This is a genomic window from Shouchella tritolerans (genome assembly GCF_025770735.1).
Taxonomy (GTDB): Bacteria; Bacillota; Bacilli; order Bacillales; family Bacillaceae_D; genus Shouchella; species Shouchella tritolerans.
In genome coordinates this window covers 24,777-43,264 of record NZ_JAODPB010000005.1, presented here as the reverse complement: position 1 = coordinate 43,264, position 18,488 = coordinate 24,777, and the positions used below count along the sequence as shown (strand labels likewise).

23 protein-coding genes are annotated in these 18,488 nt (G+C 45.2%); 20 read left to right on the top strand and 3 right to left on the bottom strand.

Annotation, left to right across the window (positions count from 1 at the left end):
• The first annotated feature begins 14 nt into the window (after positions 1–14).
• Positions 15–2,315, top strand: a complete 2,301-nt coding sequence (gene helD, locus N6H06_RS16315) for an RNA polymerase recycling motor HelD (protein ID WP_263707536.1) — start codon at positions 15–17, stop codon at positions 2,313–2,315.
• Between the two features lie 178 nt (positions 2,316–2,493).
• On the opposite strand, the gene dat is transcribed toward helD, so the two are convergent.
• The gene (gene dat / locus N6H06_RS16310; RefSeq protein ID WP_062749381.1) at positions 2,494–3,348 is read right to left on the bottom strand and encodes a D-amino-acid transaminase; all 855 of its coding nucleotides are present in this window, start codon (positions 3,346–3,348) and stop codon (positions 2,494–2,496) included.
• Positions 3,349–3,481: 133 nt separating this feature from the next.
• Between dat and splB the strand changes: the two genes are divergently transcribed.
• The 3 genes from splB (at position 3,482) to N6H06_RS16295 (ending at position 6,005) form a co-directional block, all read left to right on the top strand.
• A complete protein-coding gene (gene splB / locus N6H06_RS16305) occupies positions 3,482–4,507 on the top strand; it encodes a spore photoproduct lyase (protein ID WP_062749379.1) in 1,026 nt (341 codons plus the stop codon).
• A gap of 75 nt (positions 4,508–4,582) precedes the next feature.
• Positions 4,583–5,014, top strand: coding sequence for a transcriptional regulator MntR (mntR, locus tag N6H06_RS16300; protein WP_062749377.1), 432 nt, complete (start codon positions 4,583–4,585; stop codon positions 5,012–5,014).
• 94 nt (positions 5,015–5,108) lie between these two features.
• A complete protein-coding gene (locus N6H06_RS16295; protein ID WP_062749375.1) occupies positions 5,109–6,005 on the top strand; it encodes a patatin-like phospholipase family protein in 897 nt (298 codons plus the stop codon).
• 86 nt (positions 6,006–6,091) lie between these two features.
• Here N6H06_RS16295 and N6H06_RS16290 read toward each other — a convergent pair whose 3' ends face one another.
• A complete protein-coding gene (locus N6H06_RS16290; RefSeq protein ID WP_062749373.1) occupies positions 6,092–6,487 on the bottom strand; it encodes a hypothetical protein in 396 nt (131 codons plus the stop codon).
• A gap of 345 nt (positions 6,488–6,832) precedes the next feature.
• Between N6H06_RS16290 and N6H06_RS16285 the strand changes: the two genes are divergently transcribed.
• The 3 genes from N6H06_RS16285 to efp all read left to right on the top strand — a co-directional run bounded on the left by N6H06_RS16285 (position 6,833) and on the right by efp (position 9,090).
• A complete protein-coding gene (locus tag N6H06_RS16285) occupies positions 6,833–7,327 on the top strand; it encodes a YqhR family membrane protein (protein ID WP_062749371.1) in 495 nt (164 codons plus the stop codon).
• Positions 7,328–7,399: 72 nt separating this feature from the next.
• Positions 7,400–8,470 carry a M24 family metallopeptidase gene (locus N6H06_RS16280; protein WP_062749369.1) on the top strand — a complete coding sequence of 357 codons (1,071 nt, stop codon included), beginning with the start codon at positions 7,400–7,402 and terminating at the stop codon, positions 8,468–8,470.
• Positions 8,471–8,532: 62 nt separating this feature from the next.
• Positions 8,533–9,090 carry an elongation factor P gene (gene efp / locus N6H06_RS16275; protein ID WP_011247325.1) on the top strand — a complete coding sequence of 186 codons (558 nt, stop codon included), beginning with the start codon at positions 8,533–8,535 and terminating at the stop codon, positions 9,088–9,090.
• Positions 9,091–9,145: 55 nt separating this feature from the next.
• Here the strand turns inward: efp and N6H06_RS16270 are convergent, their stop codons facing one another.
• Positions 9,146–9,691, bottom strand: a complete 546-nt coding sequence (locus tag N6H06_RS16270) for a shikimate kinase (protein ID WP_062749367.1) — start codon at positions 9,689–9,691, stop codon at positions 9,146–9,148.
• Between the two features lie 172 nt (positions 9,692–9,863).
• Here N6H06_RS16270 and N6H06_RS16265 point away from each other — a divergent pair, with 172 nt between their 5' ends.
• The 13 genes from N6H06_RS16265 to accC all read left to right on the top strand — a co-directional run bounded on the left by N6H06_RS16265 (position 9,864) and on the right by accC (position 18,482).
• Positions 9,864–10,271: a hypothetical protein gene (locus N6H06_RS16265; RefSeq protein WP_263707535.1), complete on the top strand. Its 408-nt coding sequence runs from the start codon at positions 9,864–9,866 to the stop codon at positions 10,269–10,271.
• Between the two features lie 306 nt (positions 10,272–10,577).
• A complete protein-coding gene (locus tag N6H06_RS16260; protein WP_062749922.1) occupies positions 10,578–10,850 on the top strand; it encodes a YqhV family protein in 273 nt (90 codons plus the stop codon).
• Positions 10,851–10,861: 11 nt separating this feature from the next.
• Positions 10,862–11,791 carry a stage III sporulation protein AA gene (spoIIIAA, locus tag N6H06_RS16255; RefSeq protein WP_212953955.1) on the top strand — a complete coding sequence of 310 codons (930 nt, stop codon included), beginning with the start codon at positions 10,862–10,864 and terminating at the stop codon, positions 11,789–11,791.
• The gene (gene spoIIIAB / locus N6H06_RS16250) at positions 11,788–12,300 is read left to right on the top strand and encodes a stage III sporulation protein SpoIIIAB (RefSeq protein WP_062749362.1); all 513 of its coding nucleotides are present in this window, start codon (positions 11,788–11,790) and stop codon (positions 12,298–12,300) included. Before spoIIIAA ends, spoIIIAB begins: the two co-directional genes overlap by 4 nt.
• 26 nt (positions 12,301–12,326) lie before the next feature.
• Positions 12,327–12,533 carry a stage III sporulation protein AC gene (spoIIIAC, locus tag N6H06_RS16245; protein WP_011247319.1) on the top strand — a complete coding sequence of 69 codons (207 nt, stop codon included), beginning with the start codon at positions 12,327–12,329 and terminating at the stop codon, positions 12,531–12,533.
• Between the two features lie 18 nt (positions 12,534–12,551).
• Positions 12,552–12,947 carry a stage III sporulation protein AD gene (spoIIIAD, locus tag N6H06_RS16240; RefSeq protein WP_073304298.1) on the top strand — a complete coding sequence of 132 codons (396 nt, stop codon included), beginning with the start codon at positions 12,552–12,554 and terminating at the stop codon, positions 12,945–12,947.
• 14 nt (positions 12,948–12,961) lie between these two features.
• Positions 12,962–14,155, top strand: coding sequence for a stage III sporulation protein AE (gene spoIIIAE / locus N6H06_RS16235; protein WP_062749359.1), 1,194 nt, complete (start codon positions 12,962–12,964; stop codon positions 14,153–14,155).
• 13 nt (positions 14,156–14,168) lie between these two features.
• A complete protein-coding gene (spoIIIAF, locus tag N6H06_RS16230; protein ID WP_318527585.1) occupies positions 14,169–14,792 on the top strand; it encodes a stage III sporulation protein AF in 624 nt (207 codons plus the stop codon).
• Positions 14,789–15,451, top strand: a complete 663-nt coding sequence (spoIIIAG, locus tag N6H06_RS16225; RefSeq protein ID WP_062749355.1) for a stage III sporulation protein AG — start codon at positions 14,789–14,791, stop codon at positions 15,449–15,451. The genes spoIIIAF and spoIIIAG overlap by 4 nt, the downstream gene beginning before the upstream one ends.
• Positions 15,452–15,453: 2 nt before the next feature.
• Positions 15,454–16,008, top strand: a complete 555-nt coding sequence (locus N6H06_RS16220) for a SpoIIIAH-like family protein (RefSeq protein ID WP_062749353.1) — start codon at positions 15,454–15,456, stop codon at positions 16,006–16,008.
• Between the two features lie 119 nt (positions 16,009–16,127).
• The gene (locus N6H06_RS16215) at positions 16,128–16,472 is read left to right on the top strand and encodes a hypothetical protein (protein ID WP_011247313.1); all 345 of its coding nucleotides are present in this window, start codon (positions 16,128–16,130) and stop codon (positions 16,470–16,472) included.
• Positions 16,473–16,623: 151 nt separating this feature from the next.
• Positions 16,624–17,112, top strand: coding sequence for an acetyl-CoA carboxylase biotin carboxyl carrier protein (accB, locus tag N6H06_RS16210; RefSeq protein ID WP_062749921.1), 489 nt, complete (start codon positions 16,624–16,626; stop codon positions 17,110–17,112).
• 11 nt (positions 17,113–17,123) lie between these two features.
• Positions 17,124–18,482 carry an acetyl-CoA carboxylase biotin carboxylase subunit gene (accC, locus tag N6H06_RS16205; RefSeq protein WP_062749351.1) on the top strand — a complete coding sequence of 453 codons (1,359 nt, stop codon included), beginning with the start codon at positions 17,124–17,126 and terminating at the stop codon, positions 18,480–18,482.
• Positions 18,483–18,488: the final 6 nt, after the last annotated feature.

Sequence of the window (18,488 nt, the reverse complement as noted above, 5' to 3'; positions counted from 1 at the left end):
AAGGACGTGTTGCTTTGCAATACGAAAAAGAACGCGCCGCTTATATACACGCATTTATAAGGACAAAACAAGCAATGCTCCGTGAACAATTGGAAGGCGTAGCGGGCGATGAAATGGAATTGAAGGAAACGTTTTGGGATCATGTTACCGTCAACTTTTCCAATAGCCACGAGATTCAAGAGACGATCTCCAGCATTAAACAACAAGCAGAACTTTTAAATGAACGGGAACGTAGTGGCGCACTAATTAAAAAACAAATGCGGACGTTGCGGCGCTTAGCTGATTCACCTTACTTTGGCCGAATTGATTTAAAGATCGAGGGAGAAGACCAGGCGGAACCGATTTATATTGGCATCGCCTCATTAATGGATGAAAACGATAGCGATTTTCTCATTTATGACTGGCGTGCCCCGATTTCCAGCGTTTATTATGACTCGGAAATTGGCCCTGTTATGTATATGGCGCCAGCCGGTACGGTCAAAGGGGTATTAGAGAACAAACGGCAATATGTGTTTCGCCGTGGCGAGTTAAAAGCCATGTTTGATACATCGCTTGCGATTGGCGATGAACGTTTAAAGGAATCTCTTGGCGAAGGCGCTTCTCGTTATATGAAAACGATTGTGTCCACGATTCAAAAAGAACAAAACCAAGCCATACGTGATGAAAAAAGCCGTTATTTGGTTATACAAGGAGTAGCAGGAAGCGGAAAAACGTCTGTAGCGATGCAGCGTGCTGCTTATTTGCTTTTCCGCCATCGTTCTCACATCGAAGCAAGCCAACTCGTTTTGTTTTCGCCGAATGAGTTGTTTTCCAGCTATGTGTCGACTGTTCTTCCTGAGTTAGGCGAAGAAAATATGAAGCAATTGACGTTTCGCGGTTACCTTTATAAGCGACTTGGGCGTGTGTATGAAGTGGAAGATGGATTTGCCCAGCTTGAATATGTATTGGGCGCAAATAAAGGCGAGTTATACCGAACGCGGATGAGAAGCATCGCTGTTAAATCAGGACGTGCATTTAAAGAAAAGCTGGATGCTTTTATTGAAAAGTTGAAAGAAGGCGGACTATGTTTTAAAGACATCCGTTTTCGCAAAAAGATACTGATATCAAAAGAAGATATTGAAACGTATTTCTATTGCTTGGACCATGGCATTCCTTTGCAAAATCGGCTTAGGCTCACGGGGGAATGGCTGTTAAAAGAGATCGCTAAACAAGAAGGGAAAGAACGTTCTGAAGCATGGGTCGAAAAAGCCCGCGAGCTGTTAGACAATGAAACACTGCTGCGAACGCACTGGGAAGTAGAAAAGACCAATGCGAACGAAGATGGGTTCGGTGCCCAGGAAAGGCAGGAACAACTCCTTGCTAAACAACTGGCGCGCGACGCGTTTCAACCGTTGAAAAAGCGGATAAAAGCGCTGGCTTTTATTGATGTTGAAACGCTATACGAACAGTTTTTGTTTGATGATTGCCATCGGGATACGGAAGGGTTTGCTGCGGTTGCCTTATGGTCTAGCAGCGAAATTAGTAAAAAGCGGATGCCTTATGAAGACGCAACGCCGTTTCTCTATTTACAGGACCGTATTAAAGGGTTGCAGGTAGACCGGTCCATTAAACATGTTTTCATTGATGAAGCACAGGATTACACTCATTTTCAGCTCGTCTATATGCAAATGCTCTATCCAGCCGCCCATTTTACAATTGTCGGCGACATCAGCCAGACCCTTTATTTCCACGGGCCGAGCGAAACGGGCTTAATCGGTGGCGATGAGGCTAATGTCAAATACATGGCGTTCTATAAAAGCTACCGTTCTACTGAAGCCATTATTCGGTTTGCTCGGGAGATGCTGCCGAATCCAGAAGAGATTATCCCATTTGAACGGCCTGGTGATGTTCCTGTCTTGGTGAAGGGAACAAGCCGCCAAGCTTTAATAAAGCCTGTTAAAGAATGGGTGGAACAAATGGGGGAGAAAGGCTATAGGTCGGTTGCTGTAATCGTCAAAACGGCGAAAGAAGCAACCGATGTCCATGCCCAACTGAGTGAATGGCTCGACATTCAGCTCGTGGCCAAAGACCATCATGAATACAAAGAGGGGGCAGTCGTTTTGCCTGTTTACTTGGCGAAAGGGATTGAATTTGATGCAGTCGGCGTATTTGATGCGTCTGCAAGCCATTATGCCACTTCCCAAGAACGGTACCACCTTTACACAGCATGCACGCGGGCGATGGACCACTTAACCGTCTTTGCCGCGGGAGAATGGTCACCATGGCTGAAGCCAATCCCGTCCCACCTCTATGAAGAAAAACAAGCGCTCTCCTAAACGGAGGCGCTTGTTTCAGCCTGTAGACAAACGCTCGCATACGTCGTCGATTGTCTCGGTCATATGTTCATGAACGCTTGTTCTATTCACATCTTCCCTCGCCTGCACTCCTCGTCTGACAAGCGTTTTCTACCAGTCTGAAGGGTTTGTCGACATAGTCGACAAACCCAAACAAGCGCTAAACGGAGGCGCTTGTTTGGGTTTTAATATGCTCTGCAAGTGCTTGTTGCAGTTTTCTTGTTACGGGGCCGACGGACAAAGTAGCAGTTACATCGCCTTTGAACGTATGGATAGGCGTAATTTCAATCGATGTGCTAGTAATGAACGCTTCTTCCGCATGGGCAAGCACTTCTTTTGGAAATGGCTCTTCGACAACATCGATCCCCAAGTTCTTAGCAATCGAGACGATTTCTTGGCGAGTAATCCCATTTAAAATCAGATTGTTTGCCGGGTGTGTGTATAAAGTCTCATTGTTGACAAGAAATAGGTTAGATGAAGACCCTTCTGTGACCGCATCTTCCCGGTATAGCACCGCCTCTGCACAATCGTGGTCGCTTGCTTTTCGTTTGGCGAGGACATTGCCTAGCAAGTTGATGCTTTTTATGTCGCAGCGGAGCCAACGGATATCAGGCGTTACATAAACGGAAACACCCTTTTCCTTGCTTGTGTGCATCGGCTTATCAGGGAGTGCAAAGCCAGTTAAAACAGGCGTTTCTTCACGGGTATACAAATGGTTGCGAGCGCCTGCCCCCCTTGTAAGTTGGACGTAAACAGAGCCGTTTTCGATTTTTTCGGTGTTCTTGTAATCGATTAGGCGGGTTGCCAACGTTTCTTTTTGATAAGGGATGCGCATGTCGACTTTTTCTGCGCTGGCATACAACCGGTCTAAATGAGCATCGAGCGCAAAATAACTTCCTTCATAAATGCGTACAACTTCATAAATGCCATCTCCGAAATGGTACCCGCGGTCATTGTATGAAACATGGGCCTCTGTTTCAGGGACGATGGAGTCATTCACGATAATATGGTTCATTTCTAGCCCTCGTTTCCTATATTTTCTTCTTGACGTCTCTTCTATTTTCCAAAAAGAACGCTTGTTTGTCAATGGGAGTAATGAAATTCGCTCTAGATACGCATTCTATAGGAAAATAAAAAGGAGAGTTTTGATGAGGCCATTTTACCCCCAACTTGTGTACTTTGAACCACAAGCGCTTGATTATCCACTTGGGAAGGAATTATACGAGAAGTTTAAAAACGCAGATGTAGAAATTCGGGAGACAACGTCACACAACCAGGTACGAAACATCCCAGGGAGTAATGAAAATCAAAAATACCGAAATGCCAAATCGACATTGGTAGTCGGTGTCCGAAAAACATTAAAATTCGACACGTCCAAGCCATCGGCAGAGTACGCTATTCCATTGGCTACGGGATGTATGGGCCATTGCCACTACTGCTATTTGCAAACAACGCTTGGAGATAAACCGTACATCCGAACGTATGTAAACCTCGATGATATTTTTTCGGCAGCCGATGATTATATAAAAGAGCGTGCGCCAGAAATAACCCGTTTTGAAGCGGCGTGTACATCCGATATTGTCGGCATCGATCATTTAACGCATTCATTAAAGAAAGCAATTGAATTTATCGGGGAGCGTGAACATGGCCGGCTTCGCTTTGTCACAAAGTACCATCATGTTGATCATCTCCTTGATGCCAAACATAACGGCAACACGCGTTTCCGTTTTAGTGTGAATGCAGCACATGTTATTAAGTATTTTGAGCCGGGAACGTCAAACTTTTTAGAGCGGATCGAAGCTGCTGAAAAAGTTGCTAAAGCGGACTACCCACTCGGCTTTGTCATTGCACCGATTATTTGGCATGAAGGCTGGGAAGAAGGTTATCTTGAATTGTTTGAACGTTTAGAGGCAAGTTTGCCTTCCTATGCGAAGAAAGACTTGACATTTGAAATGATCCAGCACCGTTTTACCCAAACGGCGAAACGAGTCATAAACAAGCGTTATCCGAAATCAAAGTTGGAAATGGAGGAAAAGGAGCGTAAATACAAATGGGGCCGTTATGGGCGTGGGAAGTATGTTTACAAAGATGAACGGGCGGCCGAGTTGCGCGACACCCTTACTGGCTATATTGACAAATACTTTCCGAGTGCAAAAATCGAGTACTTTACGTGATCCCCCTGTCTCTTATCTCCATTTTATAGTAAGATAAGAAGTGACGGCTTTCGCCTGTTTGATTGGAGGGATTTCATGCCAACACCAAGCATGGAAGATTATTTAGAGCGGATTTATATGTTAATTGAAGAAAAGGGATATGCAAGGGTATCGGACATTGCCGAAGCGCTTGAAGTCCATCCATCGTCGGTGACGAAAATGGTTCAAAAACTGGATAAGAGCGAGTATTTGGTGTATGAGCGTTATAGGGGTTTGGTTTTGACGGCAAAGGGCAATAAAATCGGCAAAAGGCTCGTTTATCGCCACGAATTGCTCGAGGATTTTATGAAGATCATTGGCGTGGACGATACCCATATTTATAAAGATGTCGAAGGGATAGAACATCATATCAGCTGGGATGCGATCGACCGGATTGGCGACCTTGTCCAATACTTCCAAGAAAACCAAACGAGAATCGCCGAGTTGCGGGAAATTCAAAAGCGCAACGACTTTCCCGAAGACGAGTAACGGTCACGATTTATAGATGGATTTATAGCACCCCCGTAAAAAGAAGGAAACCATCCTTCTTTTTTCACATATAGGTGATAAGGGGGTGACGAAAGTGAATGTAGATGCCGTGTTTGCGGGAGGCGGCGTTAAAGCGTTTGCCTTTGTAGGCGCAGTTGAAGCAGCGGAAGAACGCAAGCTTTCCTTTACACGGATTGCCGGTACAAGCGCAGGCGCGATTATAGCAGCGCTGCTTGTGGCTGGCTATACGAGTAAAGAGCTGCATCGGCTGTTAGATGAGCTTGATGTCGTGAAAATGAAAGATGAACGGATGTCGTTTTTGCCTTTACCTGTTGCCAAGTGGATCAATCTTTACTTTCGCCTCGGTTTATATAAAGGCGATCAGTTGGAAGCATGGCTTAAAGACGTTTTGGCGGAAAAAGGAATCCGGCGTTTTGCTGACCTTCCGAGCGGCTCATTGCGGGTTATTGTTTCCGACATTACACAAGGACGGATGGTTGTGCTCCCAGATGATTTGCCTAAATATAAATATGACCCCGGCCTCTTTAGTGTAGCAAAGGCTATTCGCATGAGCTGCAGCATTCCGTTTTTTTTTGAGCCGGTAAAGCTAAATGACCGATCCGTGAAAAAAAAGCCGTTTTATATGGTCGATGGTGGGTTGCTAAGCAATTTTCCGATGTGGCTTTTTAAAGACGGCAGCCAAGGAGGTTGGAGGCGCCCGGTGATTGGCTTTCAATTAGCGCCACGGATTGACGAGCGGCCGCCAGCGGTGATCAACAATGCTGTTGACATGTACAAAGCGCTGTTCGAAACGATGACAAGCGCCCATGATGTTCGCTATATTAGTGAAAAGCATGCGAAAAATGTCGTCTTTATCCCTGTCGAGGACATCAAATCAACCGACTTTTCGCTAACGGAAGAAGAAAAACAGCATATGGTTCAACTCGGTCGTGAAAAAACAACTGCATTTCTATCGACATGGACACCTTAAAAACAGGAGGCTCTTTCGTCAAAGAGCCTCCTGCGCTCGTATTCTTGTAGTTTACCCGTTCCAAATCACACACCGATTGAGTCGGATTACGCTTTTTTCTTCCGTTTTGGTTTCGCCCCTTTGCCCTCAATGACAGTCAACTGCGGCCCTGACCGGCGCTTTGCTCCTTTTTTTAATGTGCTTTTTGCCTTTGCAGCTGGTTTGGCTGCGTTTTGTTTAAATCCTCGTTTTTGTTCCTGCTTGTTTGCAGAGCTTGTTCGCTGCGCTTTTTTTATCTGGGCACGGGTCGGCCCGTCTTTGCGTTTTGGAAAAATGCTCGTGCCATACCGTTTTGCGATTACGAGCCGGTAGATAAAGTAAATGGCAGCAATGGCGATCACTGCTTTGCCAATCATTGAAAAGAAGCTGCCAATGTTGCTGAAAATACCAATTGCTGCTAGTGCGAACAAGACAACAAAAATGGTTTTCATTGGGTTATTCACGTCCATGTCCCCTTTCTAAATAAAAGCTTAAGCTTGCGTAAACACGTTCGCAAAAATAGCGTCCATCGTCTAAAGCGGTTCCATGGACATTCGGCCAAATGAGGAAGACACATGCACAAGATCGTGAACATGCAAGACGGGGAAAACGAAGTCCTGATTTTATCGTTCATTCATTTATAAGTAAAGTATAAAACGTCTATGAACAGCGGGCAAGGCAAATTGACGAAGATTGGTTTTTAAAAGTATGTACGGCAAATCCTTGTTTATACCTTTTTTTAGCAAAAACGAACAAGCGTACAAGTTTTTTTTTATTTAGGGCATGCTAGCAAATGGAGGTGTGCAAGCATGTCAAGAAGAAAAGAGTTGCATCGGCAAATACAAGAAGAAAAACAAATGAGCTTTGCTACTAAAACGGCGTTGATCGGCTTTTTTGGCGGGCTTATTTGGTCGTTGATTGGCTATTTCTCTTATTATTTCAATTTTACACAAGTAGGGCCTTCCTTTGTCTTGTTACCATGGGCTTTAGGAGAGTGGAAAACCGGCCACATCGGCCAGGTTGTTGGCGTTGGCGTGATTGCGATTTGCTCGATTGGGATTGCGTTTTTGTACAAGTGGATGCTGCAAAAAGTGAATAGCATCTGGCCTGGAGTCGGTTTTGGCGTATTGACATGGGTGATTGTTTTTTACATTCTTAATCCTTTTATCCCACAATTAAAACCAGTTCAATCGTACACAGTCAATACACTGGTAACAACATTATGCCTATTTATCCTTTACGGTCTGTTTATCGGCTATTCGATTGCTTATGAGTATGCAGAACAAAACGAAGCTCGCCATTAATTAGAGCCCCGTTTCCCAGTGGCAAAAATTGTGCTACAATTTGCTTATTCGAGGAAGAAGCGAGGGATAGCCATGTCGATTGTAAAAACATTGCAAGCAAAGCTAAGCGATTATGAATTGGACGGTTTGCTCATTTCCAGCAACATTAACCGCCGCTATGTCAGTGGGTTTACCGGAACGGCTGGCGCTGTTTTACTTACTGAAACAGACGCACTGTTTCTGACAGATTTTCGTTATACCGAACAAGCAATGAAACAAGTCATTGATTGTTCTGTAATTGAACAAAAAGGCACGCTTCCACAGGAAGTTGCCGCGCAAGTGGAACGACTCCACATAAAGCGCCTTGGTTTTGAGAAAACACAGCTTACATATGCAGAATTTGAAACATACCAGCACTTGCTGGACAATACAAAATTGATCCCCGTTTCGCAAGTGGTTGAATCGCTTCGTCTCATTAAAACACAGGAAGAGATCGCGATTATGCAAAAAGCGGCAGCCATTGCAGATGAAGCGTTTGCCCATATTCAAGGATATATTAAACCTGGCGTAAGAGAAATAGACGTTTCCAATGAACTTGAGTTTTTTATGCGCAAAAAAGGAGCGGTATCTTCTTCATTTGATATTATTGTCGCTTCTGGCGTTCGTTCTGCCTTGCCTCATGGGGTTGCTTCAGAAAAAACGATTGAGCATGGTGAATTGGTCACGCTCGATTATGGCGCTTATTATAACGGGTATTGTTCAGACATCACGCGGACGCTGGCAGTAGGTGATGTATCGGATGAACTGCTAGCTATTTATGAAACGGTACGGGTTGCTCAAAAGCAAGCTGTTGAGGGCATTAAAGCAGGCATAACTGGCAAGGAAGGCGATGCCCTTGCACGGGATTACATTGCCGAAAAAGGATACGGCCAATACTTTGGCCATTCAACAGGTCATGGGCTTGGCATGGAAGTACATGAAGGACCAAGTTTATCAACAAAATCGGACATTGTTTTGCAGCCAGGAATGGTCGTGACGGTTGAGCCTGGTGTTTATATACCTGGCGTAGGTGGTACGCGTATTGAAGACGACGTTGTCATTACAGAAGACGGAAACTCAACGCTGACTCATTCGCCGCGGACGCTCATTCATGTCGGTGTATAAAGACACAGAGCGAAAGCTGTGGTATAGTAAACAAGGCAAATCGTGCAAATGGAGGAAACGAAATGATCTCAGTGAATGATTTTAAAACGGGCTTAACCATTGAAGTCGATAATGGCATTTGGCAAGTGATGGAGTTCCAACATGTTAAACCAGGAAAAGGAGCAGCGTTTGTCCGTTCAAAACTGCGTAACTTGAGGACAGGCGCGATTCAAGAGAAAACGTTTCGCGCTGGCGAGAAAGTCGCAAAAGCGCATATTGAAAATCGTCGTATGCAATACTTGTATGCAAGCGGCGACACACACACATTTATGGATAACGAAACGTATGAACAGCTTGAACTGCAAACTGCGCAAATTGAGTACGAGCTAAAATTTTTAAAAGAGAACATGGAAGTGCATGTGATTTCGTATGAAAGCGAAACACTGGGCGTAGAAGTGCCGAATACGGTCATATTAGAAGTGGTAGAAACCGAGCCTGGAATTAAAGGCGATACAGCATCAGGCGGTACGAAGCCAGCAACACTAGAAACAGGTTTGACTGTTCAGGTGCCTTTTTTCGTAAACCAGGGCGATAAGCTTGTGATTGACACAAGATCGGCTTCTTACGTATCAAGAGCATAATGAAAGCGGCTTTTCCTTGACTAGCAAGGAGAAGCCGCTTTTTTTACGAATGGGCTTAGCCTTCGATTTCATAAGCGAGGTGGAGTGATTCTTTTAAATACTCCGCCGCTTCATCGACATTGAATGCATCTGTCGAAAAGCGGGAGTGATAATTTTCATAAGCCTTGCGTCTTACCGTGTAAAGTTGTTTTAATTCAGGCATCGATTTTCCTTGGAGAATGGGGCGGTTGTCAATCAGCATGTGGACACGATCTTTCCAAGACTCAAATGAAAGATCCAAATGAATGACAATGCAGTCGGCAAGGCAGCGCTGGCGGATTGCTTCCTGTGTAAAGGCGCCACCGCCAAGGGAAATAATTTTCAATTTTTCCTTGCAAGCAGAAAAAACGGCTTCTTTTTCATGTTGACGAAAAAAAGCTTCCCCGTGTTTTTCAAAAATCGTTGGAATGCTCATGTTTAACTTTGCTTCGATCTCGGCGTCAATATCGATAAAATCACGGTACATTTTTTTGGCCAGCGCTTGACCGATACTTGTTTTGCCGACGCCCATAAACCCGACTAAAACGATGTTTTTTTCAATTAAAGGCACTTCTGTTCTCATAGAATGGCACTCTCTTTTACAATCAATTTGCTTTTAGTATAGCAAAAAAACAACAGCGTGGGGAAGGTTTGTGCCAGTTATTCGAAAACGGCATGATAGGCTTGCATATAAGGAGAACATCCGTTAAAATTTTATTAATCCGATGGAATTAATGTGTTTTAGGAGGGGGAATATGGCTCAAACCGTTCTTGTTGTCGGCAATTCAGTAAAAGCGGCTGCTCTCGCTACAGTGGTAGAAGCGACTCTTTTTGGAGAAATTACACGCTTGGACATAAACGAAAACGTTAGTGAGACGCCCATACATGTGGCAAACGACGCCACTATTGTGTTCGTTATACCTGCTATTAAACACGTCATCTGCCTGACCACGGAAGGAGACGAAGCCCATCAGGCTATCATCGCTTCGGGAATCCGCCCTTTCTTTGAAGAAGCATTTACATTATACGGAATTAATTTTCCAGATGAACTTTTGCATATAAATGCGAATAGGGAATTACGATTCAATCGAAAAGTAGAGAAAAAGCTACGAACGCTGGCAACCCATTTTCGAAAGGGAAAATCGATCAAAGCAGCTTCCTAATTCATTACAGGAAGCTGCTTTTAAGACTGTAGACAAACGCTCGCATACGTCGTCGTATGCCTCGGTTATATGCTTTTTAAACTTTCGTTTCATGCGCAAGAAAACCGTGCTCATGAACCCCCCGTTCTATTCGCACCTCCTCTCACCTGCACTCCTCGTCTCACAAGCGTTTTCTATCTGTCCGATTCATTTTGTTGACGTTTTTTATCGTTTTATCCTGTTCTAAAACGGTCCTTGCCATTCATAGAGTGTACAAAGTAGCTTGTCTTTCGAAAAGATCGAAATGGGGTGACCGGCAAATTGAATATGTTTGTTGCCATTAAATGGGCGCTTCTTGTCATGGTGGGGTTGAGGCTGCTCTCTGGCTTGATAGAAATTAGCGCTGCGTTGCTAATGCTCAAATACAACAGCATTGAACGAGCCGTAGCGATCAATGCTGTCCTTGCCATCGTCGGTCCTTCGATTTTTTTATTATCGATTGCCATTGGCTTGATCAGCATTGCTGACAAACTGTCGCCAAGCAAGTTATTGTTTATCGCCACAGGCGTTGCCCTCATTTTAATTGGCATCCGCAAATAGGAGGATCGCTTATGCTTCGTGACTTACTACGGCTGTTTCCTCAGCCGGTTCAATCCTTTATAGAAGGCTTTCGCACGGCAGAATTGGAGGAGCTTGAAGAAATCCGGTTAAGGGTAGGCCAACCGGTTGAATGTTTGTTTGCCTCCCGTTCCGTTTATTCGACCAATCCACTATACCGATTTTCCGTTGCTGACGCTAGCTATGTTTTAAACCAGCTTAGCCAATATTCGCTCTACGCGTTTGAAGAAGAACTGCAAAAAGGGTATATCACCGTGGCTGGCGGGCACCGAGTCGGCCTTGCTGGGAAAACCGTTTTGGAAAACGGCTCGGTCCAAACCATTCGTCCGGTCAGCTCTTTTAATGTCCGGATTGCCCGCCAAAAAATAGGCGCTGCGGAAAAGGTAATTGACAAACTTTATGATCGACAAACAAGTAGTTGGCAGAATGCTTTGCTCATTGGACCGCCGCAAACTGGGAAAACAACCGTGTTGCGCGATGTAGCCCGGATCGTTAGTTCAGGAAGCAAAAAAGACCACATCCCCTCTTGCAAAGTCGGCATTGTCGATGAACGTTCAGAAATTGCTGGCTGTGTGGCTGGCGTGCCACAGCATGAACTTGGGGTACGAGTCGATGTTCTCGACGGCTGTCCAAAGGCAGAAGGAATGATGATGTTAATCCGCTCCATGTCTCCTGATGTCCTAATCGTTGATGAAATTGGCAGAGAAGAAGATGCCAAAGCGATTCTAGAAGCACGCCATGCAGGCGTTAGCCTTATTGCCACCGCCCACGGCCATACATTTGAAGAAGTAGCAAAGCGCCCCGTTTTTAAAGGACTGTTTGAACAAGAGGTGTTCACTTGTGTCATCGAGTTAGGGAAAAGCCCGCGCCCTGGCAGCATTAAGCGAGTAAGACGCCCGCAGCAAACGAGGATAAGGCGATGAAATGGCTCGGTGCTGCGCTCATTCTTTTATGCTCCACTCTTTACGGGCTAGAGCAGGCGAAAAAGCTAAGAGATAGGCCCCAGCAAATTCGTCAGCTTCGTGTGGCATTACAGGCGCTTGAAGCAGAAATGCTCTACGGGCAAACGCCTCTCGCCCAAGCTAGCGAAAACATTGCCAAGCAACTAGAAGGCGCAGTCGGAGACATGTTTGCCTGTTTCGCTGCGAAGCTTCGTGAGCGTAAGCAAACGGCAATGGACGCCTGGAGGGAAGCGCTTGAAGCCGTGTGGGAGGAAACGGCATTAAAAAGCGGAGAACGAGAAGTGTTGCATCAATTTGGCGCTACGCTTGGAACGATGGACCGCAGCCAGCAACAAAAGCAGCTAAAGCTCGCCCAAACCCATTTGGAGCGGGAGGAGCTTGAAGCGAAAGAGACACAGCTTCGCTATGAAAAAATGGCGAAAACGCTAGGCGTGCTTGCAGGGCTGTTACTCGTCATTTTATTTGTATAAAAAGCGAAAGCAGGGAGGATGAGCAGGTGGCATATGATGTGAATACGATATTCCAAATTGCCGGAATTGGCATTATCGTTGCGATGATGCATACCGTGCTTAAGCAAATGGGCAAGGAAGATTGGGCCCACTGGGTAACGCTAATCGGCTTTGTCGTTGTTTTATATATGGTTGCCACAATCATTGACGACTTGTTCCAGAAAATCCGCAGCGTGTTTTTGTTCCAGGCGTAGCCAAGGAGGTGAGCTGCGATTGAAATCGTCCAACTAGTTGGATTAGGGCTGATTGCAACATTTCTAGCACTTGTCGTAAAAGAGCAGAAACCGGCATTTGCTTTTTTGCTGACAATGTTCGTTGGCGCCTTTATTTTTCTATTTTTGATTGACGAAATTGCCGTCATGATTGAGATGATCAGCCAGCTTGCCGAAAGTGCAAACATCCATATGGTTTATTTGCAAACGATTTTAAAAATCATTGGCATTGCTTATATTACGGAATTTGGCGCGCAAATTGCCAAGGATGCCGGTCAAAGCTCAATCGCTTCAAAAATTGAACTGGCAGGAAAAATTTTTATTCTTGTGCTGGCAATCCCTATCATCAAGGCTGTCATTGAAATGATTTTGTCGCTTTTGCCCATGTCGGGATAAGGAGGACAAGCGTAATGGGAAGCAAAAAAATCGCCGTTTCCTTGCTTTTCTGCATCATTTGGTGCTTTTGCGTTCAAAGCGAGAGCGCGCTTGCAGAAGAAGATAACGTCCAACCGCCAGCCGAAGAGCTCGTAAGCGAGCAGTTAAACTTATTAAAGCTTGATGAAATCCAAGACTACTGGGAGTCTGTCTCAGAAGAGTATGGGGGCTATCTTCCTGAAAGCCAAAAGGGGAATTTAACCGATTTTTTAAAAGGAGACAAGCAGTTTGATTTAAAGGAGTGGGGCGTCGGCCTCGTGAAATACTTGTTCCACGAATTGATCGTTAATGGGAAATTAATGGGAATGCTGCTGTTGTTGACGATTTTTTCTTATATCCTTCAATCGTTTCAAACCGCGTTCGAACACCAGACAGTAAGCAAAACAGCTTATGCGGTCACGTTGTTAGTATTAGCGATGATTGCAATGAATGGTTTTCATACAGCCATTACATATGCGACAGAAGCGATCAATTCGATGGTTCACTTTACGATTGCGTTGCTGCCGCTGTTGTTGGCAATGATGGCTTCCATTGGCGGCGCATCGACTTCAGCATTGTTTCATCCAATTATTATTTTTTTAGTCCATACGAGTGGATTGCTTGTCAATGCTGTCGTTTTGCCGCTTTTGTTCATTTCGGCTGTACTTGGCATAGTCAGTACATTCAGTGACCATTATAAAGTGACACGACTAGCGAATTTATTCCGAACTGGAGCAGTTGGGCTGCTTGGCATTTGTATGACTGTTTTCCTAGGGGTCGTTTCAGTCCAAGGAACGACGACTGCCGCTGTCGACGGATTAACGTTGCGGACCGCAAAGTTTATTGCGAGCAATTTTGTTCCAGTAGTAGGGCGAATGTTTACAGATGCAACGGATACCGTTGCGAGCGCTTCATTGCTTTTAAAAAATACGATAGGGATGAGTGGGCTTGTCATTCTCTTGGCCATATGCGCATTTCCTGCGATTAAAGTGTTGTCGATTGCGTTTATTTTTCAGGTTTCGGCTGCTGTTCTCCAGCCACTTGGCGACGGGGCGATCATTGATTGTTTAGGAATCATCGGCAAAGCCGTCCTATATGTGTTTGCGGCGCTTGCACTCGTCGGCTTCATGTTTTTTTTAGCAATCACATTAATGGTTGCGGCCAGCAACATCGCTTTTTTGATGAGGTGAGGAGGCGTGCAAAATCGAATTTATTAATGGGTGGGTAACGTCAATTGTGCTGTTGATTTTGCTCGCGGTCGTCCTTGAGTTGCTTTTGCCAAATACAGCGTTAAAAAACTATGTCAAACTGGTTGTTAGTTTGATGCTGCTTGTCATGATGCTCCAACCTGTGCTTTCCCTGTTTCACCAAGACCCTGAAAAATGGCTCTCCAGCCTGGTAGAGCAGGCATCTCAACAAGAACAAGCCATTGACATTGAGGAAAAAATAAATTCACAAAAAAAAGAGATAGATCAGTTCTTTGATGCATATACATCTGAACAAGTGGCTGTCCAACTAAAAGACCAAGTTGAGGAAGAGTTGGCGAGTCGTCATCAAATGTCCATTACGCACATCGCCGTGGCGGAGACAGCAGAGGAACCTGGAGTGGCGATTGAAGTCCATGTAGGTTCGTCGGAAAAAGCAGAATCCAGCTTAAGTGCAGGGAAGCCAATCGAACCTGTTTCCATCGAAATCGACACAACCGCCGAGCCTAGCCAGCAAAAGCCGGTTGAAAACAATGACGAGCTTGCTCTGTTTTTGGCCGACGAATGGAGTGTTCCAGAGTCCGCAATCACATTGGTAAGAGAAGGAGGGGTGGGTGAATGAATGACAAAGAAAAAGCTGACGATTGGTTTAAAAAGTGGCTGCCAAAACAGCCAGATAAAAAAAAACGCAGCTTTTCGCCCAAATACATCTTACTGCTAGGCTGTCTCGGTGTAGTGCTGATGCTTTTGAGTCAATTTTTGCAACCGGACAATGATGACGCGATGCCAGCTACAAATGAGGCAGACTCGAATGAAGACGGCGGGGAGGACACAGCCCCTGTGTTTGGTCGAAAAGTCGAAGAAAATTCAATGGCTGACTATGAAATGCGCTATGAAAATCAATTGCGTGAGGCGCTGCAAGAGATAGTCGGTGTCAATAATGTCTCAATCGTTGTCAATCTCGCGGAAAGTGAAAAGCAGGTCTATGAGAAAAATGTAAAACGCGGGCGTCAAGAGACAAATGAGACAGACCGTGAAGGCGGCAGCAGAAAAGTAGAAGATACTCAGGAAGAAGAAAATGTCGTGATTACCCGCAACGGCGATCAAGAAGAGCCGCTTGTCAGCTCAAAAGAAAAACCAGCGGTAGCAGGTGTGCTTGTTGTTGCGGAAGGAGTCGAAAATGTACAAGTAAAGGCTTGGGTGGTAGAAGCGGTGAGCCGTGTGTTAGATGTAGCGCCCCATCGCGTTTCTGTTATGCCGAAGAAAATGAAGGAGGAATAAAAATGGTTCTTAAAAAGCAAACGGTTTGGCTATTGACAATGTTAAGTTTAATGTTGGTTCTTGGCGTGTACTATGCCTATCCAGGTAATCAAAACGCTGGGGATGAAGGCACAGACCCAATTGCTTCAGAAGAAGCAGGGGTGGAAGTCGAAGTGAATGAAGACGGAACGGTTGATGATGAGATGATCGCAAGCCTCTCTGGTAACGACAATTACACGGAGGCGCGTATGAAATTGAATGAAGCGCGCCATAAAGAAGCAGAACAGTATACGCGCGAAGCGTCTGCTGAAGATAGCTCAGCTGAGGACGCAGTAGCTGCGAACGACAAATCGATTGAAATTCTTGCCGTAGGGGACAACGAGCAAATGCTCGAATCGCTCTTGCGTGCAGAGGGGTATAACGATGCGCTCGTCATGTCTGAAGCAGACAGCGTACAAATCATGGTCCAAGCTGAAAGTCTTTCAAAAGCAGAAGCCAACTCAATTATGCAGCTTGCCAAAGAGCATTTGCAAACAACAGCAGACATTTCTGTCCACTTGGACCAAATAGCAGAATAATACCGGTTTTTAAGCGGCTTGATGCAGCCTTCGCTCAAGCCGCTTTTTTTGCGGCATGCATTCCTCTTCTACACATGGTATAATACAGCAATGTATAATGAAGTAAGGAGAGATTGCAGATGGAATGGTCTGATTTAACGGAGGGAGCGAAAGCTGTCCTCGAGCAGACACGCAATATAAAAAATGACCATATTCAAATCGTCGAATTTGAAGTTGGCTTTTCTGAGGAAATCGAAGATGAAGATGGCGACCGTGTAAGCGTGTCGATCCAAGAGGAAGACTATGAAAACTTAAAGCGTTATACCCAGGAAAATGAATATGGGGAAAAATACCATATGGCACGCAATAAAAATATTGTTAAAATCATTTTGCTGGAAAATGGCAAAATACCGGACAACCTCTCGGAATTTCCTGTGTTTCGGCAATATAAAAAAGACGCACAGACGACAGAAGAACAAGAGTAAGGGGGAGCACTCCCTCTTACGCCTGCAATTTTATTACATAATAAAGGATTTTTCCTCGCCAACCCCGAACGTTAGTACATGATCTATGGGACGGGTGGCGCTGAAGTGGTATGACCACTAGACGAAGCAATTGAAAAGGAGCTGTTACATGATGTTTAACGTTGAAGAAATTAAAAGTCTAATAGAAGCACTTGATTCCTCTTCTCTTGAGGAACTTGAACTGGAACAAGAAAATGGCAAACTTGTATTAAAGAAAAACAATGGCCAGGTCGCAGTGCCGTTAGAGCAGCCGACAGTCGCTGTACAAAAAGCGCCTGCTGCCGCGCCAGCACCAGCGGCGCAACCGGAGGAAAAAGTTGAAAGCAAGGAGCCAGAGGCTAATGCTGATGGCCGCGATTTGTTTACGGTTACGTCGCCGATGGTAGGGACGTTTTATGCAGCGCCATCGCCTGATGCCGATCCGTATGTGCGCACAGGCGATAGCGTTGAGGAAGACACGGTTGTCTGCATTGTTGAAGCAATGAAACTAATGAACCCGATTGTAGCTGATACAAAAGGGAAAATTGTTGAGATTGTGGCAGAAAACGGTGAACTTGTTGAGTACGGACAGCCGTTGATGGTTGTTGAACGGAATAAGTAGGGGCGATAACGATGATCAAACGAATTTTAATAGCCAACCGCGGCGAAATTGCCGTTCGAGTCATTCGTGCGTGTAAGGAGCTCGGCATTGAAACAGTGGCCGTTTATTCTGAAGCAGATGCCGATTCATTACACGTCCAACTTGCAGACCAAGCATTTTGCATTGGGCCAACGGAATCTGCCAAAAGCTACTTGAATTTCACAAACTTAATGAGTGTGGCGACATTAACGGAAACGGACGCGATTCATCCTGGTTATGGCTTTCTAGCAGAAAACGCCGACTTCGCGGAAATTTGCGCGGACTGTAACATTACCTTTATTGGCCCAAGCCCGACAGCAATAAGCCGGATGGGGACGAAAGATGTTGCCAGGGAAACAATGGCGAAAGCCGGTGTACCAATCGTTCCTGGTTCAAACGGAATTGTAGAAACAATTGAAGATGCAAAACATATTGCCCGCGATATTGGATACCCTGTTATTATTAAAGCAACGGCCGGCGGTGGCGGTAAAGGGATCCGTGTCGCCCGCAATGAGAAAGAATTAGAATCGGGCATTAAAGTGACGCAGCAAGAAGCGGAGACGGCGTTTGGCAATCCTGGCGTTTATTTAGAAAAGTATATTGAGGATTTCAGGCATGTTGAAATCCAAGTGCTGGCCGATAACCACGGCAATGTCATCCATTTAGGCGAGCGAGATTGTTCGATTCAGCGCCGTTTGCAAAAATTGCTTGAAGAAAGCCCTTCTCCTGCTATTACAGAGGAAAAGCGTCAAGAAATGGGGCGTGCGGCGGTAGAAGCAGCGAGAGCCGTTCATTACTCTGGAGCTGGTACAGTTGAATTTATTTATGACCACAATACTGGCGATTTCTATTTCATGGAAATGAATACGCGCATCCAAGTTGAGCACCCTGTGACGGAGATGGTCACTGGTGTTGATTTGATTAAAGAACAAATCCGCATCGCAGACAATGAAAAGCTGTCGTTAACGCAAGAAGATGTCACGTTTAGCGGGTGGTCAATCGAATGCCGCATTAACGCTGAAAATCCAGAAAAGAACTTTATGCCCTCTGCAGGAAAAATCGTTGACTATCTTGCTCCTGGTGGGCTTGGCGTCCGTGTCGATTCAGCTGCTTATCCAGGCTGCGTCATCTCGCCGTTTTATGACTCGATGATCGCTAAAGTGATTGTGCATGGCGCTACACGGGAGGAGGCGATTGCCCGGATGAGACGGGCGTTGTCTGAATTTGAAATTAGCGGCGTTGATACAACGATTCCGTTCCACCTCCAGCTTTTAAACCATGATGTGTTTGTTTCTGGCGATTTTAATACGAAGTTTGTTGAAGAACATGATGTGATGCCAGTAAAAAAATAAGCAAAG

Bases quoted from the DNA above. Each gene is read 5' to 3' on its own strand.
- spoIIIAA (WP_212953955.1), top strand. From the start codon at position 10,862: ATGCTTCGTGACTTACTACGGCTGTTTCCTCAGCCGGTTCAATCCTTT.
- N6H06_RS16260 (WP_062749922.1), top strand. From the start codon at position 10,578: ATGTTTGTTGCCATTAAATGGGCGCTTCTTGTCATGGTGGGGTTGAGG.
- N6H06_RS16270 (WP_062749367.1), bottom strand. From the start codon at position 9,691: ATGAGAACAGAAGTGCCTTTAATTGAAAAAAACATCGTTTTAGTCGGG.
- dat (WP_062749381.1), bottom strand. From the start codon at position 3,348: ATGAACCATATTATCGTGAATGACTCCATCGTCCCTGAAACAGAGGCC.
- N6H06_RS16280 (WP_062749369.1), top strand. From the start codon at position 7,400: ATGTCGATTGTAAAAACATTGCAAGCAAAGCTAAGCGATTATGAATTG.
- spoIIIAG (WP_062749355.1), top strand. From the start codon at position 14,789: ATGAATGACAAAGAAAAAGCTGACGATTGGTTTAAAAAGTGGCTGCCA.
- N6H06_RS16265 (WP_263707535.1), top strand. From the start codon at position 9,864: ATGGCTCAAACCGTTCTTGTTGTCGGCAATTCAGTAAAAGCGGCTGCT.
- N6H06_RS16215 (WP_011247313.1), top strand. From the start codon at position 16,128: ATGGAATGGTCTGATTTAACGGAGGGAGCGAAAGCTGTCCTCGAGCAG.
- mntR (WP_062749377.1), top strand. From the start codon at position 4,583: ATGCCAACACCAAGCATGGAAGATTATTTAGAGCGGATTTATATGTTA.
- efp (WP_011247325.1), top strand. From the start codon at position 8,533: ATGATCTCAGTGAATGATTTTAAAACGGGCTTAACCATTGAAGTCGAT.
- N6H06_RS16285 (WP_062749371.1), top strand. From the start codon at position 6,833: ATGTCAAGAAGAAAAGAGTTGCATCGGCAAATACAAGAAGAAAAACAA.
- spoIIIAB (WP_062749362.1), top strand. From the start codon at position 11,788: ATGAAATGGCTCGGTGCTGCGCTCATTCTTTTATGCTCCACTCTTTAC.
- spoIIIAE (WP_062749359.1), top strand. From the start codon at position 12,962: ATGGGAAGCAAAAAAATCGCCGTTTCCTTGCTTTTCTGCATCATTTGG.
- splB (WP_062749379.1), top strand. From the start codon at position 3,482: ATGAGGCCATTTTACCCCCAACTTGTGTACTTTGAACCACAAGCGCTT.
- accC (WP_062749351.1), top strand. From the start codon at position 17,124: ATGATCAAACGAATTTTAATAGCCAACCGCGGCGAAATTGCCGTTCGA.
- N6H06_RS16220 (WP_062749353.1), top strand. From the start codon at position 15,454: ATGGTTCTTAAAAAGCAAACGGTTTGGCTATTGACAATGTTAAGTTTA.
- accB (WP_062749921.1), top strand. From the start codon at position 16,624: ATGTTTAACGTTGAAGAAATTAAAAGTCTAATAGAAGCACTTGATTCC.